Consider the following 15,228-nt stretch of genomic DNA (forward strand, 5'->3'; position numbering starts at 1 on the left):
ATGACTACCCTGTAAATACTTGGCCTTAGTTGAGGGGAACTCTGGTGAAAATCCTGCACGTCGTCACGCTCCACACTCCGGACCACGCCTTCGGCGGTCCGACCCGGGTGGCGTTCAACCTCTCCAAGGTCCAGCGGGCACACGGCGACGACGCCCGGGTCATGGCGCTCGGCGACGGCTTCCCCGGCGGTGAACTCCCCGACCGGGTCGAGGGAGTTCCGGTCCACCTCTTCCAGGCCCGCCACCTCCTGCCGATGTTCGAGGTCAGCGGCATCACCTCCGCCGGGCTGCTGCGCACCGCCCGCCGCATGATGCGCGGCGCCGACCTGGTCCACGTCCATCTGATGCGGGACCTGGTGACCCTGCCCGCGGCGCTCCTCGCCCTCGCGACCCGTACACCGCTGGTCGTCCAGACCCACGGCATGATCGACCCCACCGAGAAGAGGGTCGCCCAGCTCACCGACCTCCTCGGGGTCCGCAAGGTGCTGCGCGAGGCCGACGCCGTGCTCCACCTCACCGAGATGGAGCGGCTCGATGTGAACGCCGTCGCCGCCCCCGTCCCGCTCACCCGCACCGTACGGCTGGTCAACGGCGTCCGCCCGCAGGAGCGCAAGCCCGCCCGCGAGCCCGGCCGTCCGCCCACCATCCTCTACCTCGCCCGGATCCAGGAGCGCAAGCGGCCCGAGGACTTCATCGCCGCGATGCCGCACGTCCTCGCGCGCCACCCCGACGCCCGCTTCGTGCTGGCCGGTCCGGACACCGGCGCGCTGGCCGGCACCCTCGCCCTCGCCCGGAAGCTCGGTGTGACCGGATCCCTGGACCACGTGGGCCCGTTGGAGCACGACGAGGTGCTGGCCGCCGGGCGCGAGGCCGATGTGTATGTGCTCCCCGCGATCGAGGAGCCGTTCCCGGTCTCGGTGCTGGAGGCGATGTCGGTCGGCACCCCGGTCGTCATCACCCGCACCTGCGGCCAGGCCCCCGATGTGGCGGCGGCGGGGTCGGGCCGGGTCATCGACAGCCGGGTCGGCGAGGACGAGGCCAACGCCCGCAAGGTCGCCGACGCCATCCTGGAGCTGCTGGAGCCGGAGGCCGCCGAGCAGGCGGGCAAGGCCGCCTGGGAGCTGGTGAACGAGCAGTTCACCATCGAGGCCGTCACCGCCACCCTCCGGCGGACCTACGAGGACGTGGTCCACCGGAGGCGAGGGTGACCGAGCGAGCTGTCAACGGGTCGGCTTCTCGCGGGACTTGAGCGCGATCTGCCAGCGGTAGAAGCTCATCGCCAGCGCGAAGTCGAACCCGGCGCGGCCGTCCAGGAACCCCCGCTTGTAGAGGTACATGTAGGCGAACGACACCACCGGCTTGAACGGCGCCTTGTGGAACAACTGCCCCTGGCGCGACTTGACCTGGCGCACCTGCTCCTTCACCCGGGGGTGGTGCTCCAGCCAGGCCTCCCAGTCCGAGTACCGGTTGTGGCGCTCGAACCAGGCGGTGACCGGGTCGAGGTCCTGGTGCTCGATGGGGTGGGTGAGCGTGCCCACGGTCGCCGCCACCGGCTGGTAGTGGCCCTCCACCTCCCCGATCCCCGGCGCGTCCAGGTCCCCGACCTCCGGGTAGTGGCAGCGGGTCCGGTCGGTCAACGACCGCTTGCGGATGGTGTATCCGTGGCGCAGCCGCTTGCCGGAGAACCAGTAGCCGAGCGGGATGTCGTACGCGGCGGGCTTCGGCGCCGACCGGTCGCAGAAGGTCTCCCGCAGCTCGGCCAGCAGCCCCGGGCTCAGCCGCTCGTCGCCGTCGAGCAGCAGGATCCAGTCCAGGTCGGTGCGGACGTTCTCCAGGCACCACTGCTTCTTGCGGGGGTGGCCCCCGTCCCAGGTGTACGTGACCACCTCGGCCCCGCACTCCTCGGCGATCTTCGCGGTGTCGTCGGTGCTGTGGGAGTCCACCACGACGACCGCCTCGAAGTGGCCGAGCACCGACTTCACCGCCTCGGCGATGTTGAGGCCCTCGTTCTTCGTGGGGATCGCCACGGCTATGGGCAGCTTCGTCGTACCGGCGGTCATCCCTTGGCTCCTTCGGGCAGCCAGGCGTAGCAGCCTGTGGAGGTGAACGTACGGGCGGACTTCGGGATCGTGATCTTCCGCGACTCGCCCGTGCCGGAGGCCCCGGAGGCCAGCTCCTTGCCGTCCGCGCCCTCGATCTGCCAGGAGCAGTTCGGGGTGGGGGAGGCGGAGCGGTAGACGCCGGGGCGCAGCGCCTTGCCGGTGTGGGTGCCGTCCGGATACGCGTACGCGGCCTCGTCGACCAGGTCCTGGTGCTGGGGGCAGAGCCCGGCCACCGCGGCCGGGGCGTCCTTGATCTCACCGGTGGCGACGGCGGCCACGGCGGTGTCGCGGTCGGCCTTGACCAGGAAGCGCAGCTTGTCGCAGGTCTCCTGGCCGGTCTGGAGCACGGCGGCCGGGTCCATGCCCTTGGGCACCCGGTCCTCCAGATACTTCTTCTGCTTCTCGGTGAAGGTCCCGGTGGCCGGGGTGATCTCCCCGGCGGGTGTCCTGGGACCCTGGGCGGACGCGCCGGGGGCGGAGGGCCCGGCGGACCCCGGCTCCTCGGTGGCGGGTGCCGTGGGCGTGCCGGGGGTGTCGGTGGTCTCGGGCGGGGTGGACGTCGTGGCGGACGGGCCGGGGGCGGAGGGCCCGGAGGCCGCGGGGCGCTGTGCGCCCGCGGCCTCCGGCCCGTTCCCGTCGGCGGACGATCCGCAGGCGGCCAGCGCCGCCGCCGTCAGGACGACGGCGGCACCGGCCAGGAACGGATTTCTCATGGGGTCAGCTGTTCCTCAGAGCGTAGTGCGCACTGACCTGCGAGGAGGTCAGCGTGGTCGGATAGACGGCTGTCTCGTCGATCTGCCCGGCGAAGAAGTTGCTCGTCGGACGGCTCGGCCAGCCGGCGAGGTTGTCTCCGCCGATCCGCCAGTAGCCGGCGCCGCTCTCGTTGGCGGAGACCAGGACGTTCGACGCGCGCAGCTGCCCGTCGACGTACAGGGACATCCCCTGGAACAGGGGGCCCTGGGTGGCGACGACATGGTGCCACTGGCCGTCGTTGTAGGCGGCCGGGGTGGTCACCGTCTGGGTGGAGCCGTTGTGGACGCCGAAGACCAGGCGGCCGTCGTTGCGCATGTAGATGTGCTTGTCGTGGCGGGTGCTGTTCTGCTGGGTCAGGTTCCCGAAGCCGACGATCTTGCCGCCGCTGGTGGTGGTGGTCTTGATCCAGGTCTCGATCGAGAACCGGCCCGGCGCGTTGTGCTGCCGGTTGCTGTAGGCGTACTGGTTGGTGCCGTTGAACCCGATCGCGGTGGACGGGCCGGTGATGGCCGCCGGGGTCTGCCGGTAGGCCGGGGCGTTGCGCAGGAAGCCGTTGTTGAGGTTGCCGCTGCTGTCGTGGGCGAAGGTGGCGCTCGGCTCGTCGAAGCGCCAGTAGAGGATCGCTCCGTCGGACTTCACCCGGGCCGGGTAGGCCTGGGTGGAGGTCGCCACGGTCGCCGACTGGGCCGGGGACCTGGCGCTGGTGTTGGTGCCGTCGCTCGCGGTGATCCGGTACGAGTAGGTCTGGCCCGGCACGACGTCGGTGTCGGTCCAGGTCAGCTGCGGCCGGTCCCAGAAGACGGAGTAGCCGGTCGTGGTGTGGACGGGGGTGTTCGACCCGTCCTTGTAGATCCGGTAGGTCAGTTCACCGTCGTCGGTGTCGAAGCTGGTCTGCCAGTTCACCTCGATGGTGCCCGGGTTGAGCGTGGAGAGGCTGACGTTGGGCACCCAGGGCGCCCCGGTGTCCGGACCGTCCCAGAACCGGGTCAGCCCCTGCTGCGCCGACCCGTTGACGGTGGTGAACTCGCCGCCGACCCACAGGTAGTGGCGGCCGTCCTTGCCGGTCTGGGCCATGACGCGCGGACCGACCGGCTCCCCGATGCCGTCGTTCGTGTCCGGGAACCACGGCAGCAGCTTCGGGTCGTTGACCGACTGGGCCAGCAGGTGCTTGCGCGGCTGGTCGGGGAAGGCGCCCATGGAGGAGCAGTCGTGGGCGTGGCTGCCGCTGTAGAGCACGCCGGAGTAGACGGCCACGGCCTGGGTGGCGCCCAGGCAGGTGTCCCGCCAGCGCTGTTCGAAGTTGCTCAGGTTCAGCGCGATCCGGCCGTCGAACACCCCGCCCCCGGTGCCCTCGTTGGCGGTGTAGAAGCCGGAGGCGTCGGTGGTGATGTCCATCACGGTGGAGTTGTTGTGGATGAACCCCGGGTAGGACTTGGTGAGTTGTCCGGTGGTGGCGTCGACCACGGCCAGGGCGTGGGTGTTGGTGCCGTTGATCCGGAAGAAGTCCCCGCCGAGCAGGACGTTCTGTCCGTCGGGGGTCACCTCGACCGCCCGGCCCACCTCGTCGGCGTTGGCCGTGAACGGCAGCAGGGAGGCACCCGCGGTGGAGACCGCCGCGAACCGGGTACGGCTCTGGCCGCCGACGCTGTTGAAGTCACCGCCCAGGTAGACCGTGTCGGACGTGACGGCGAGCGCCCGCACGGTGGCCGAGACGGCGATCTTGAAGTCGTTGCGGACGGTGCAGGTCGCGGTGTCGATCGCCGCGATGTTACTGACCCCGATCCCGTTCACCGCACCGAACTGGCCGCCCGCGTACAGCGTTCCCCCGTCGGGGGAGAGCGCCAGCGAACGTACGGTCGCGGTCCCCGAGGAGATGGTGAACGACAGCGAGCAGTCGGTGGGCGCCCCGGTCGCCGCGTCGAAGGCGGCGAAGTTCACCGCGGGCTGTTCACTCGTGCCGGGGGCGGCCTTCGGCGGCCGCAGGGTGGAGAAGGTGCCGCCCGTGTAGACCACACCGTTGCCGGCCGCCATCGCCCAGACGATGCCGTTGGTCTGCCAGGTCGACTGGTCGTCCGCGGTGAGAGCCACCGGCGGGGTCAGTGCGGCTGCCGGGGAACTCCCTGCCGCCGTGGCGGTCAGGGCTCCGGTCAGCAGGCAGAGAGCGGCGGAAGCGGCCCGCAGACGGCCGCGCCCCCCGAATCTTTGCCCCGTACTTCCGTTCATCATTCAGCTCCGAAGGTGAGAACGAGCTGCGGCCGAGGCCGCGGATCCTGCCTCGCCCGCCCGGCCGCGGGGACGTCGAGTCCCGGAGCCGGTCGGGGCGAGTGGGTGGACGGGGCGAAGAGCCCCGTCCCATGCCGGCGCGGTGAGCCCCACCGGGTGTGACCGGTGGGAACGGCGGTTGCGCCGGTGGTGCTCCCCGGCTCGGACGCGCTGGGCGCCGGCCGGGAGTCGTGGGCGACCGCGCACCCGGTCCGGGCTGCGGCGGAGCCGGCCGGGGCGGTCGGAGCGGCGGCCGGAGCGGGGACCCCGTCCGCCGGTGCGGTCACGGCGGTGAAGGGCCCGCCGCGCCGGTCTGCCGGGGTGGCCGGGGGCCGGGCGGGATCGCTCTCCCGGCGTCCCGGCCCGCTCACCTGTCCACCCGGACGGCGGCACCGGTCAGCTGGTCCGAGAGCAGGCGGATGTCCGCGTCGACCATGATGCGGGCCAGTTCCTTCGACTTCACCTCGGGCTTCCAGCCCAGCAGTTCCTCTGCCTTGGAGGCGTCACCGATCAACGCGTCGACCTCGCTGGGGCGTTCGTACTTGGGGTCGTAGCGGACGTGCTCGGTCCAGTCGAGCCCCGCGTGCTCGAAGGCGAACTCCAGGAACTGCCGGACGCTGACCCCCTCGCCGGTCGCCACCACGTAGTCGTCCGGGGTGTCGCACTGGAGCATCCGCCACATGGCGTCCACGTACTCCGGCGCGTACCCCCAGTCCCGGACGGCGTCCAGGTTGCCCAGATGCAGCCGGTCCTGGAGCCCCGCCTTGATCCGGGCCACCCCGCGGGTGATCTTCCGGGTCACGAAGGTCTCCCCGCGGCGCGGCGACTCGTGGTTGAAGAGAATCCCGTTGACGGCGAACATGTCGTACGCCTCACGGTAGTTGACCGTCGCCCAGTACGCGTAGACCTTCGCCACGCTGTACGGGCTGCGCGGGTGGAACGGGGTCTTCTCGTTCTGCGGGGGCGGGCTGGCGCCGAACATCTCGGAGGACGACGCCTGGTAGATCCGGGTCTCGATCCCGCTGGCCCGCACCGCCTCCAGCAGCCGGATGGTGCCGAGCCCGGTGACGTCGCCGGTGTAGAGCGGGGCGTCGAAGGAGACGCGCACATGGGACTGGGCGCCCAGGTTGTAGACCTCGTCGGGCCGGATGTCGCGCAGCAGGTTCACCAGCGCCACCCCGTCGGAGAGGTCCGCGTGGTGCAGCACGAAGGAGCGCTCCGGCTCCTCGGGGCCCTGGTAGATGTGGTCGATCCGCTCGGTGTTGAAGCTCGACGAGCGACGTATCAGGCCGTGGACCGTGTACCCCTTGTCGAGCAGCAACTCCGCCAGGTACGAGCCGTCCTGGCCGGTCACTCCCGTGATGAGCGCGGTCTTCGCCACGTTTCCCCCTTCTCTGCTGTCCGTCTGTGCGACGAACAAGTCACCGACATATCGGAATTGGAGCGTTCTGCGGCAAAACATCTCCGCAGTCCGTTACTGCTGGCACAATCCGAGCCATGACGACCGAACTCCCCGTCCCACCCCAGGAATCCGCCCGTCCCCTACTGCGCCCCGGCTCCCGCATATTCGTCGCGGGCCACCGCGGCCTGGTCGGCTCGGCGGTGGCCCGCCGCCTCGCCGACGACGGCCACGAGGTCCTCACCCGCGGCCGGGACCTCCTCGACCTGCGCGACGGCACGCGGACCGAGGCGTATCTGCGGGACGTCCGCCCGGACGCCGTGGTGCTGGCCGCCGCCAAGGTGGGCGGGATCATGGCCAACAGCACCTACCCGGTGCAGTTCCTGGAGGACAACCTGCGCATCCAGCTCAGCGTGATCGCCGGGGCGCACGCGGCCGGGACCGAGCGGCTGCTCTTCCTCGGCTCGTCGTGCATCTACCCGCGCCTCGCCCCCCAGCCGATCCGCGAGGAGTCGCTGCTCACCGGCGAGCTGGAGCCCACCAACGAGGCGTACGCGCTGGCCAAGATCGCCGGCATCGTCCAGACCCAGTCCTACCGCCGGCAGTACGGCGCCTCCTACATCAGCGCCATGCCCACCAACCTCTACGGGCCCGGCGACAACTTCGACCTGGAGACCTCGCACGTCCTGCCCGCGCTGATCCGCCGCTTCCACGAGGCCCAGCGCGACGGGCTGCCCGAGGTCACCCTCTGGGGCTCCGGCTCGCCGCGCCGGGAGTTCCTGCACGTCGACGACCTGGCCGCCGCCTGCGTCCGCCTGCTGGAGGCGTACGACGGTGACGAGCCGGTCAACATCGGCTGCGGCGAGGACCTCACCATCCGCGAACTGGCCGAGACCGTAGCAGAGGTGACGGACTTTCAGGGACGGATCGGCTGGGACACCTCGAAGCCCGACGGGACCCCGCGCAAGCTGCTCGACGTCTCCCGTCTGACCTCCCTCGGCTTCAAGCCGCAGATCCCGCTCCGCGACGGCATCGCCCGCACCTACGCCTGGTGGCTGGGCCAACTCCCGCCCGCGGCCTGACCGTCCGCCACCGCGCGCACGCGGCGCGCGGTGGCGCACCGGAACTCCTCGCATGGACCGTCCGCCGTTCTCAGTAGGCCCCGCGGCCGTCGGTGACGGCACGCACCGTCCGGACGAGGAGCCCCATGTCCGTGGCCACCGACCAGTTGTCGACGTACCAGAGGTCCAGGGCGACGGTCTCCTGCCAGGAGAGGTCGGAGCGCCCGCTCACCTGCCAGAGCCCGGTGAGCCCCGGCTTCACGGCCAGCCTGCGGTGCTCCCGCTCGTCGTAGCGCGAGGCCTCCTCGGGCAGCGGCGGCCGGGGCCCCACCAGCGACATCTGCCCCAGCAGCACATTGAACAGCTGCGGCAGTTCGTCGATGGAGGTCCGCCGGAGCGTCCGCCCCACGGGGGTCACCCGCGGGTCCCGGCGCATCTTGAAGAGCGGCCCGTCGACCTCGTTGTCCTCGGTCAGCTGGGCCTTGCGCGCCTCCGCGTCCGCCACCATCGTGCGGAACTTCCACATGGTGAAGGGCCGGTTGTGCTGGCCCTGGCGGATCTGCCGGTGGAAGACCGGGCCGCGCGAGGAGACCCGTACGCTCAGCGCCACCGCGAGCAGCAGCGGCGAGAGCACCAGCAGCCCGAACAGGGCGCCGGCCCGGTCCAGCACGCTCTTGAGGATCCCCTGCGGGCCGCCGCGCAGCGGGGGCGCGATGTGCAGCAGGGTGAGCCCGGCCGCCGTCACCGGGCGGACCCGGGAGGCGCCGATGCCCGAGAGCTCGGAGAGCACGCACAGGGCGACGCCCGCGTCGTGCAGCCCCCAGCCCAGCCGCCGCAGCCGGTCCCCGGTCAGCTGGGGCCCGGGAGCCACCAGCACGAGGTCCGCCTCATGAGCGTAGGCCCCGCCGAGCACGGTCGTCACATCGTCGTCCGCCGGGCTGGAGGCGAGCCGCCCCGGCACCTGCACGGAGTCCTGCCCGGGCCGGCCGGGCCCGACGGGCACCGCCGCCACCAGCTGATAGGCGTGGTCCGTACGGGAGTTGAGCAGCACCGCCGCCCGGTCGATCCCCGCCGCCTCGCCCACCAGGAGCACCCGGCGGACCCCCCGGCCCCGCCGTCCGGTGCGCGCCCGGCGCCGTACCCCCTCCACGGCGGTGGCGACCAGCAGCCCCGGCACCACGGCCAGGACGGCCGCCGCCGGGTCGACGGGCCCCCCCGCCGCCGCGTGCAGCACCGCCAGCACCCCGAGCAGCGCCAGCCAGTCGCCGAGGGCGCCGAAGGCACCGCCGGGCTCGCCCCGCCACGGGTCCGCGTACCGCCCGCGCGCACCGCGCAGCCCGGTCCACACCACGCCCGCGACGGCCGCCGCCGCCCAGGGGCGGGGCTGCCCGCCCAGGTGGAGCAGCAGCCAGGCGGGCCCGGCCAGCCCCAGCAGGTCGGTCAGTACGCCGACCGCGGGGCGGTGGACCGGCCGCCGCCGGGCCGGTGGCCGGCCCGCGGACGGGCCGCGCTCGGCCGACGGGGCCCTCCACAGCTGCTCCAGTGCCGCCGTACGATTCCGGGAGGCGGCGGTACGGGGGCGTGGTGCGCCCCGGATCCCCACCGGCCCGGATATGTCGGTCTCCGGTATCTCGACATGCCCCATGAACCCCCCAGTCACAGTCGCACCCCCACAAACGCGACGCATCCGCCGATCCCATGGACAGACGGATGCGCCTTCGCTCGGTGCACGATATCCACACACGTGCCATTTCGCTGGAGTTCTCGTGAAGTTCAGACGGCTCGGCCCAGACTCACGCGTTCTGCCGCAACCCGCTGATCTCCCCTGCCCAGGGTGCCTGTTGACGGGTCAACAGACTGGCAAGCGCTTGTGGGGCGCGTCCAGTGGCAGTCGGTGCCGGAAGCATTCACTCCGGCGCGCGCCGGAGTGAAATCACAAACCCCCTGGCCGCGACCTGCGCAGTCAGGGGGTTCGTGGTCCGTGGGCGGCCCACCCGGGGTGGAAGGGGGCGCCCACGGGGTCATGCGAGACCGGTCGCGCGCCTCCGGGCCCGGTGATGGAGCAGTGCGCCGCCGCCAACGAGCGCGGCGGCAAGGAGAGTTACCGAGATCACAGTGAGTCCGGTCGCCGCGAGGCTGCCCCCGGACGCCGTCTGTGCGCCCGAGCCGCCCGCGACACCGCCGCCGCCGACGGTCGAACCGGTCCCACCGGCCGCGGAGTCACCGGAGCCGGATGCTCCGCCGGGGCCGGACCCGCCGCCCGAACCGCCCGCGGACGAGCCGCCGTCCGTGCCGCCGCCGGTGGTGTCGCCACCTGTCGAGCCGTCACCACCCGTGTCTCCGCCACCATTTGCGGCATCACCGGAGCCGCCCGAGGCGTCGGAGCCGCCCGTTTCCGTGCCGCCCGCGGCGGCTGTGACCGTCAGCGTGACCGGGGCCGTACGCGTGGTGCCGACGTCGTTGCGGAACTCGGCGCGGTAGCGGTAGCCGTCCTGGGCCGTCCGCGCGGTGAACGTGAGCACCGGCTCGGCGGCCCCCTCCACCTCCCGCCAGGTCTGCGCGCCGTCGGTGCTCACCTGCCAGCGGACCGAGGGCTCCGGGGTGCCCTCCGCGCGGGCGGTCAGGGACACCTCCTCGCCGTCCTTCACCGAGCGGTCGGCGGGCGCCTGGGTGACCAGGGGCGAGACCTGCCGGACGAGCCGGGTGACCTTCCCCTCGGCGGGGCTGGAGACGAAGACCGTGGCCCCGCCCGGCTCGACGGCGACCGCGGCGGCGCCCGACTGCGAGTGGTTGCCGGGCAGCGACAGCTCCTCCGCCGCCGGGGCGAAGTCCTCGGTGCCGTACACCGTCAGCGTGCCGTTGTTGTCGTTGGCCGGGTCCGAGAGGTCGCCGCCGTCCTGCCGGACGACGAAGGCGCGCCCGCTCTCCGCGTCGAAGGCGGCGTCCCGGGCCAGGTCCTTGCCGACCAGCGTCTTCACCAGCTTGCCCGTGGCGTCGAAGACCAGCACGGACCGGTTGACCCCGACCCAGACCGCCCCGCTCACCGGGTCCGTCTCGGTGAACCCGGTCATGCCGTCGGCACCCGGCAGGTCGAAGGAGCCGGTCACGGTGAAGGAGTCGAGGTCGACCCGGTGCAGCTTCCCGGCGGCGAAGTCGCTGAACCAGACCGCGTCCCGCTCGTGGTCGGCGGCGAACTGGTTGCCGCCCGGCAGCGTGAGGCTCCGGGTGGCAGCGCCGGTCGCGGTCTCGATCTCGGAGAGCTTGCTCCCCTGGGCGACCAGCACCGTGCCCGCGGCCGTACCGGGGGCGATGTCCGTGATCGTGGACCCGGCGAGCCAGACGCCCGAGGCCGCCGCGTCACCCGCCTTGGCGCTCCCGACGCCCCGCAGCGGGTAGTTGTAGACCACGCCGTCGCCCGGCAGGGGGCCGGAGATCCGGGCCGCCGCCGAGGCGCGCAGGGCGCCGGTCGAGCCGGGGGCGTCGCTGATCCAGCTCTCGGCCTTGCCGTCGGCGGGGTCGAGCACGTAGAGGCCGCGCTCGTCGACGTCGGCCGTGTCGGGGAGGTTGTCCGCACCGACGTACAGCTTCTTGGATTCGGGGTGGAGCAGCAGGTCCAGCGGCTTGCCCGCCGAGGTGAACTCCGCGGCCGGCTTGTACGAGACGGTCCCGGCGGGCACGTCGACCCCCTCGCCGCCCCCTTCGCCCGGCTCCTGGCCCGCGAAGGCCACCGGTATCCGCACGTCCTGGCTCCGGTCGCCGCTCGACCGGTGGTCGGCCCGGGTGACGACGGAGCACGGCACGTCGGCGCAGTCCAGCCCGTCGCCCTTGGCCTTGATCTCGATCTCCACGTCGAAGGTGCCGCCGGGGCCGAAGGGCAGGGCGAGTTCACCCTCGTACGGGTCGCCCGGGGGCACGATCCACTGCGAGTTCTTCGAGCCGCCGCTCATGTCGGCGCCGCCGAGGCAGGGGGAGGGGACCCGGTTCGCCCCGTTGTCCTTGCAGAGCGCGACGTAGATCCCGGCGGTCGTGCCGTACCCCTCGCCGGTCACCCGGATCTTCTGGCCCGCCGGGTCGAGCCCGGTGCCGGCCGAGACGGTGAGCTTCTGGCCCCGGGGGCCGGTCGCGCTCTTCGGTGCGGAGGCGTCGGCGCTGACCGCGGCGCCCGCGGGGACCGCCGCGAGGAGCAGGGCGGCGACGGCGGCCGCGGAGAGCCGGCGGCCGGGTCTGCGGGGCCGGCCGGTGCCGGCCGGCGGGGTGCCCGGAGTGGGTGTCATGTCATTCCTCGTCACGACGCGGGGAGCCCGGCCCCGGCGGAGACGCCGGGACCGGGCCGATGGCTGGTGTCCTACACGAAGTCGATCGGTGCGTGGACGTCGTACTTGCGGTCGTTGGTGTCGGTGTGGTCGGCGCGGGTCACGATGGCGCACTCGACGGTGTCGCCGCAGATGTTGCCGCCGCCGAGGTCGGCCTTGACGTGGATCTGGACGCTGAAGGTGCCGCCGGTGCCGAAGGCCGAGCTGTTGGGCAGGACGCCGCCGCCCAGGTTGGAGACCCAGTGCGAGGCGCCGGTGGTGCCGGACTCGTCCTGGCCGCCGAGACACGGGGAGGGCTTGTTGGCGCCCTGCGCCCCGTCCACCACGCAGAGGCTGACGTAGACGCCCTGCCAGCCGTTGTAACCGCTGCCGGTGACGGTGATGTTCTGCCCGGCGGCGTTCGCCGTGTCGGGGGCGGTCAGCGACAGGTTGTAGGTGGTGCCCCCGTCGGTGATCGTGCGGGTCCCGGTCGCCGCGGCGGCGGTGGAGGAGAGGGTGAGCGCCAGGGCGGCGGCGGAGAAGAGGGCGAGGCCCGTGCGGGCGACGGTACGGGTGGAGGGGACAGCACTCATCGGGTGAGCACCTTTCTCGGCATCGGAACCAGAACCACGGACACCCAGTCGACTTAGGTAAGGCACACCTAAGTCCAAAGAAGTTGATGTTGTCAACAAAGGGGTCCGCCAGGGCCGGGAAAAGTGGCCGGAATCAGCCGAACTCGGCGGGAGGGAAGGCCTGTTCCGTCCAGATGGTCTTTCCGGCCGGGGTGTAGCGCGTGCCCCACCGCTGGACGAGCTGGGCGACGATGAACAGCCCGCGCCCGCCCTCGTCGTCCTCCGCGCTGTGCCGCAGATGCGGCGAGGTGTGGCCGGTGTCCGCGACCTCGCAGAGCAGCGTGCGGTCCCGGATGAGCCGCAACCGCAGCGGCCCGCCGCCGTACCGCACCGCGTTGGTGACCAGCTCGCTGACGACCAGCTCGGTGGCGAACGACAGCTCCTCCAGCCCCCACGCGGCGAGCCGCCCGGTGGCCAGTTCGCGCGCCCGGCCCACCGTCACCGCCTCGGCGGGCAGCTCCCACTCGGCGACCCGGCTCCCGTCCAGCTGCCGGGTCCGGGCCAGCAGGAGGGCGGTGTCGTCGGCGGTCGTGGCGTCCGGCACCAGCGCGGAGACCGCCCGGTCGCACAGCTCGTCCAGCGAGGCGGCCGGAGTGCCGAGCACCCGGCCCAGCGCGGCGAGCCCCTGGTCGATGTCATGGTCCCGGGCCTCCACCAGCCCGTCCGTGAACAGCGCCAGCAGGCTCCCCACCGGCAGCTCGATCTCCAGGGACTCGAAGGGCAGCCCCCCGAGCCCCAGCGGCGGCCCGGCCGGCAGGTCCGGGAAGGTCACCCGCCCGTCCGGGTGCACCACCGCGGGCGGCAGATGCCCGGCCCGCGCCATGACGCACCGCCGCGAGACCGGGTCGTAGACCGCGTACAGACAGGTCGCCCCCGTGGTCAGTTCGTCGTACGCGTCCGAGGGCGGGCCCTGCGGCACGCCCGGCTGCCCCACCAGGTCGTCCAGCCGGGTCAGCAGCTCGTCCGGGGCCATGTCCAGCTGGGCGAAGGCCCGCACGCTCGTGCGCAGCCGCCCCATGGTGGCGGCCGCCTGGAGGCCGTGGCCGACCACGTCCCCGACCACCAGACCGACCCGGGTGCCGGAGAGCGGGATCACGTCGAACCAGTCCCCGCCGACCCCCGTCACATCGTCCGAGGGCAGATAGCGGTAGGCGATGTCGACCGCCGACTGCGGCGGCACATGGTGGGGCAGCAACTGGCGCTGGAGGGCGAGCGAGGCGGAGCGTTCCCGGGTGAAGCGGCGGGCGTTGTCGATGCAGACCGCCGCCCGGCCGGCCAGCTCGTCGGCCAGGGCGACCTCGCCGTTGTCGAAGGTGGTGGCGGGGCCGTGGGCGAGCGGCCGGCCGGAGACCCGGGGGCGCGGACTCCGGACGAAGGTGACGAGCCCCAGCACGCTGCCGCCGACGCGCAACGGCACGACCAGGACGTTGTCGTCGAGCACCAGACCGCCCGAGGCCAGACTGCGGTCCTGCGGAGAGCCCGGGGGATAGGCGACCGGGGGGTAGCGGTCGGCCGGATTCCCCGGCGCCCCCGGACGCAGCGGTTTTGCCGCGTCGGCCGCCGCCGGGTCCACGGAGTGCTCGCCCACCCGCAGGAGGTCCATCGCCGCCGGACCCCCGGTCGCGGGCAGCTCCCCGCTCATCACCGTCACCCGCGCGACGTCGACCCGTACGGCGGCGGCGAACTCCGGCACGGTCACCTCGGCGATCTCCTCGGCCGTGGTGACCACGTCCAGGACGGTCCCGATCCGGCGGCCGACCTCCACCAGCAGGGCCAGACGCCGCTGGGCCCGCTGCCGGTCGGAGATGTCGAAGGAGTCCTCGCAGACCCCGAAGACATGGCCCTGGGCGTCCTCCAGCCGGTAGTAGGAGCACGACCACAGGTGCTCGGTGCCCGGGTCGCTCGGCGGAATGCCCTGGAAGTGCAGGTCGAGGACGGGCTCACCGGTGTCGATCACGTGGTGCATCACGGCGTCGAGCGTCGCGGGATACCCCGGGGTCACGAAGCGGCCCCCGGAGTACAGCTCGTCGGCCCGCTTCCCCAGGTACTCCGCGAGCGGCTTGCCGATCTCCCGCTCGTAGGCGGTGTTGCTCCAGGTCAGCCGGAGGTCGGTGTCGTAGATCGCCAGCCCGACGGGCGACTGGGTGGCGAGCCCCTGGAGCAGCGCGAGCCGGGACTCCCACTGCCGCAGCCCGCCCAGCCCGGCCGCGACGAGCACCCGCCCCGGCGCCCCGCCGTCCCCCGCACCGGCCAGCGGGCACAGGGCCGTCACCACCAGCAGCTCGTGGCCGTCCCGGTGACGGGCGACGCGGATCTCATGGCCGGTGGGCGGCGGACCGGGCCCGGGGCGCGCCGGGGAGCCCGAGGCGGCCGGTGCGCCCGCCGCGGCCGGGCGGTCCGAGACGCCCGGGAGCGTGCCCTCGGCCGGCGGGGGCCCGAGGAACGCGCTCAGCGGCCGTCCGGCGGCCTCCCGCGGGCTGTAGCCGAGCAGCGCGGTGGCGGCCGGACTCCACCCGACGACCGTGTCCCGGCCGTCCAGGACCACCGTGGCCGCCCTGCTGATGTCCAGGGGGCCGCGGAAGTCGGCGGCGTCCGCCGCTCTGGTCGCGCTCACCGCGCCACACCGGCCTGGTCCATGGTCTTCAGAATCCGCCCTGCCGGGGGTCGGCACAACTGCGGTGCGCCCCCGCCGGGGCCGATCGAGGGGGCCCGGGCCTGCCGTCGGCC

10 protein-coding genes are annotated in these 15,228 nt (G+C 72.9%); 2 read left to right on the forward strand and 8 right to left on the reverse strand.

Annotated elements, in window-relative coordinates; translation table 11 throughout:
* The first annotated feature begins 44 nt into the window (after positions 1-44).
* Positions 45-1,208, forward strand: coding sequence for a glycosyltransferase (locus ACQ9ZG_RS26990; RefSeq protein ID WP_084991547.1), 1,164 nt, complete (start codon positions 45-47; stop codon positions 1,206-1,208).
* 12 nt (positions 1,209-1,220) lie between these two features.
* Here the strand turns inward: ACQ9ZG_RS26990 and ACQ9ZG_RS26995 are convergent, their stop codons facing one another.
* The 4 genes from ACQ9ZG_RS26995 to gmd form a co-directional block, all read right to left on the reverse strand.
* Positions 1,221-2,060 (reverse strand): glycosyltransferase family 2 protein, encoded by an 840-nt coding sequence (locus tag ACQ9ZG_RS26995; protein ID WP_109917186.1) that lies wholly within the window; start codon positions 2,058-2,060, stop codon positions 1,221-1,223.
* Positions 2,057-2,815 (reverse strand): Rv1352/Rv1906c domain-containing protein, encoded by a 759-nt coding sequence (locus tag ACQ9ZG_RS27000; RefSeq protein ID WP_499281309.1) that lies wholly within the window; start codon positions 2,813-2,815, stop codon positions 2,057-2,059. The genes ACQ9ZG_RS26995 and ACQ9ZG_RS27000 overlap by 4 nt, the downstream gene beginning before the upstream one ends.
* Positions 2,816-2,819: 4 nt before the next feature.
* Positions 2,820-5,081 (reverse strand): LamG-like jellyroll fold domain-containing protein, encoded by a 2,262-nt coding sequence (locus ACQ9ZG_RS27005; protein ID WP_109917467.1) that lies wholly within the window; start codon positions 5,079-5,081, stop codon positions 2,820-2,822.
* A gap of 403 nt (positions 5,082-5,484) precedes the next feature.
* Positions 5,485-6,498: a GDP-mannose 4,6-dehydratase gene (gene gmd / locus ACQ9ZG_RS27010; RefSeq protein WP_018491732.1), complete on the reverse strand. Its 1,014-nt coding sequence runs from the start codon at positions 6,496-6,498 to the stop codon at positions 5,485-5,487.
* Between the two features lie 116 nt (positions 6,499-6,614).
* Between gmd and ACQ9ZG_RS27015 the strand changes: the two genes are divergently transcribed.
* Positions 6,615-7,598 carry a GDP-L-fucose synthase family protein gene (locus ACQ9ZG_RS27015; RefSeq protein ID WP_109917138.1) on the forward strand — a complete coding sequence of 328 codons (984 nt, stop codon included), beginning with the start codon at positions 6,615-6,617 and terminating at the stop codon, positions 7,596-7,598.
* Positions 7,599-7,668: 70 nt separating this feature from the next.
* Here the strand turns inward: ACQ9ZG_RS27015 and ACQ9ZG_RS27020 are convergent, their stop codons facing one another.
* From ACQ9ZG_RS27020 to ACQ9ZG_RS27035, 4 genes are all read right to left on the reverse strand, one after another.
* Positions 7,669-9,222: a sugar transferase gene (locus ACQ9ZG_RS27020; RefSeq protein WP_499281310.1), complete on the reverse strand. Its 1,554-nt coding sequence runs from the start codon at positions 9,220-9,222 to the stop codon at positions 7,669-7,671.
* A gap of 376 nt (positions 9,223-9,598) precedes the next feature.
* On the reverse strand, positions 9,599-11,851 hold the full coding sequence (locus ACQ9ZG_RS27025) for a hypothetical protein (RefSeq protein ID WP_499281311.1): 2,253 nt from the start codon (positions 11,849-11,851) through the stop codon (positions 9,599-9,601).
* Positions 11,852-11,922: 71 nt separating this feature from the next.
* Entirely contained in the window at positions 11,923-12,462 is a 540-nt protein-coding gene (locus ACQ9ZG_RS27030) for a hypothetical protein (protein WP_109914606.1), read from the reverse strand.
* 133 nt (positions 12,463-12,595) lie between these two features.
* Positions 12,596-15,115: a SpoIIE family protein phosphatase gene (locus ACQ9ZG_RS27035; RefSeq protein WP_499281312.1), complete on the reverse strand. Its 2,520-nt coding sequence runs from the start codon at positions 15,113-15,115 to the stop codon at positions 12,596-12,598.
* Positions 15,116-15,228: the final 113 nt, after the last annotated feature.

The organism is Streptomyces araujoniae (genome assembly GCF_050871195.1).
GTDB classification, from domain to species: Bacteria; Actinomycetota; Actinomycetes; order Streptomycetales; family Streptomycetaceae; genus Streptomyces; species Streptomyces bacillaris.

Coding starts and splice junctions, on each gene's coding strand:
- ACQ9ZG_RS27025 (WP_499281311.1), bottom strand. CDS start 11,851: ATGACACCCACTCCGGGCACCCCGCCGGCCGGCACCGGCCGGCCCCGC.
- ACQ9ZG_RS26995 (WP_109917186.1), bottom strand. CDS start 2,060: ATGACCGCCGGTACGACGAAGCTGCCCATAGCCGTGGCGATCCCCACG.
- ACQ9ZG_RS27000 (WP_499281309.1), bottom strand. CDS start 2,815: ATGAGAAATCCGTTCCTGGCCGGTGCCGCCGTCGTCCTGACGGCGGCG.
- ACQ9ZG_RS27030 (WP_109914606.1), bottom strand. CDS start 12,462: ATGAGTGCTGTCCCCTCCACCCGTACCGTCGCCCGCACGGGCCTCGCC.
- ACQ9ZG_RS27015 (WP_109917138.1), top strand. CDS start 6,615: ATGACGACCGAACTCCCCGTCCCACCCCAGGAATCCGCCCGTCCCCTA.
- ACQ9ZG_RS27020 (WP_499281310.1), bottom strand. CDS start 9,222: ATGGGGCATGTCGAGATACCGGAGACCGACATATCCGGGCCGGTGGGG.
- ACQ9ZG_RS27005 (WP_109917467.1), bottom strand. CDS start 5,081: ATGATGAACGGAAGTACGGGGCAAAGATTCGGGGGGCGCGGCCGTCTG.